Source organism: Pantoea sp. SIMBA_079, assembly GCF_046940275.1.
GTDB classification, from domain to species: Bacteria; Pseudomonadota; Gammaproteobacteria; order Enterobacterales; family Enterobacteriaceae; genus Pantoea; species Pantoea borealis.
On record NZ_JAWRYR010000519.1, the window covers coordinates 1 to 259 of the forward strand.

The 259-nt window shown below is 70.3% G+C and carries 1 protein-coding gene; it reads right to left on the reverse strand.

Annotated elements, in window-relative coordinates:
• The coding region (locus SB719_RS21030) for a hypothetical protein (protein WP_412159867.1) at window positions 1–259 on the reverse strand (259 nt) is incomplete at both ends.

Consider the following 259-nt stretch of genomic DNA (forward strand, 5'->3'; position numbering starts at 1 on the left):
GACCTGGTTGTCGGCCCCGGCGTAGAGCACGTGCTGAGTGGCGACGGGCTGGAAGAGTCCGGACTCGAACGCGTAGCCCACCACGCTGGAGGTCGGGAAGGGCACTGCGGCCGCAGCAGCGACGGTGAGGTCCACGTGCCGCCAGCCGTCGGCCTGCCACCACAGCTCGTGCACGTGTCCGTCGCCGCCGACGTAGTCGACGTGCTGAGTGCCCTGTCCGCGGAACACGTACCCGGAGATGGTCTCCGCGTCGCTCGCG